2 protein-coding genes are annotated in these 1425 nt (G+C 66.8%); one reads left to right on the top strand and one right to left on the bottom strand.

Annotated elements, in window-relative coordinates; genetic code table 11:
• Positions 1–477, top strand: a 477-nt coding sequence (locus tag ABNW52_RS18525) for a Crp/Fnr family transcriptional regulator (protein WP_349591153.1), incomplete at its 5' end; no start/stop codon positions are given.
• Positions 478–480: 3 nt separating this feature from the next.
• Here ABNW52_RS18525 and ABNW52_RS18520 read toward each other — a convergent pair.
• Positions 481–1425: AI-2E family transporter (locus ABNW52_RS18520; protein WP_349591151.1), on the bottom strand; the 945-nt coding region annotated here is incomplete at its 5' end.

Raw genomic sequence — 1425 nt, 5'->3', positions numbered from 1 at the left:
GTGTTCATGGGTGGAGAAAGCACCCCCAGCCGCGCCATCGTGCAAAGCGCCGGCTACGCCTTCCGCCTGGCCGGCAGCCACTTCAAGAACGAGGTCAACCGCCACGCCGAGCTGCTGCAGCTGATGTTGCGCTACACCCAGGCGCTGATCACGCAGATGGCGCAGACCGCGGTGTGCAACCGCCACCACTCCATCGACCAGCAGCTGTGCCGCTGGCTGCTGCTGTCGCTGGACCGGCTGCCCAGCAACCAGCTGACCATGACTCAGGAGCTGATCGCCAACATGCTGGGCGTACGCCGCGAAGGCGTCACCGACGCCGCCGGCAAGCTGCAGAAACTGGGGGTCATCGAATACAGCCGCGGCCACATCACCGTACTGGACCGGCCGCAGCTGGAGCAGCTGTGCTGCGAGTGCTACGCGGTGGTCAAGAAGGAAACCGACCGCCTGCTACCCTACACCGTTACCCCGCGCCGATAGCGGTCACGGTGTGTCGGACAGGGTTTCGTCGACAAAGCGCAGTAGCGCCGCCATCACCGTCAGCAGCACCGGCCCGACGATGATGCCGATCATGCCAAAGGCGGACAGGCCACCGATCACGCCGATGAACACCGCCAGCATCGACACCGGCTCGCGGCTGGAAATCAGTAGCGGCCGCAGCAGGTTGTCGGATACCGACACCCCCAGCCCCCACAGCAGCATGAACAGCGCCCAACCCCACTGCGACCTTAACAGCAGCGCCAGCACCGCCGGCGCCCATACCAGTGCCGCGCCGCCCATTGGCAGCAGCGCCAGCGCTGCCGCCAGCACGCCGAACACCACCGGCGACGGCAGACCGCTGATGGCGAAGCCGATGCCGACCAGCACGCCCTGCGCCAGCGCGGTCAGGCCGGTGCCATAGACCACGGCGCGGGTGGTGTTGCCGATCAGCTGCAGCAGGCGGCTGCGCCGTTGCGGTTCCATCGGCACTAGCCGCAGCGAGCGATTGAGCAGCACGCGACCGTCGCGCAACAGGAAGAACAACAGAAACAGCATCATGAAGAAGTGCACCACCATGTCGAGGGTGCCGAGCACCACCTGGCCGCCGGTGCTGGCCAGCGACGGCAACAGCAGTCGGGCGCCGCCGACCAGCCAGTCCTGCAGCTGGTCGTGGCTGGTGGTGAAGTTGTGCCGCAACCACGCCGACAGGCTGCCGAGCAGCGGATAGCGCTCCAGCTGCACCAGCAGGTCGAGATCGAAACGCAGCGGCTGTTTTTGCAGGCGGGTAACCAGCTCGGCAAACTGGTTGGCAAAGGCCACGCCGAGGCTTACCAGTGGCCCGGCCAGCACCAACGGTACCAGCACGGTGATGATGCCGGCAGACACGCCGCCGCGCCCGCGCAGCTTGTGCGTCAGCCAGCGCTGCACCGGCGCCAGCAGAAAGGCCAG

The organism is Vogesella oryzagri (genome assembly GCF_040148885.1).
Taxonomy (GTDB): domain Bacteria; phylum Pseudomonadota; class Gammaproteobacteria; order Burkholderiales; family Chromobacteriaceae; genus Vogesella; species Vogesella oryzagri.
The sequence above is the reverse complement of the archived record's forward strand: the minus strand, read 5'-3'. Positions and strand labels throughout refer to the sequence as shown.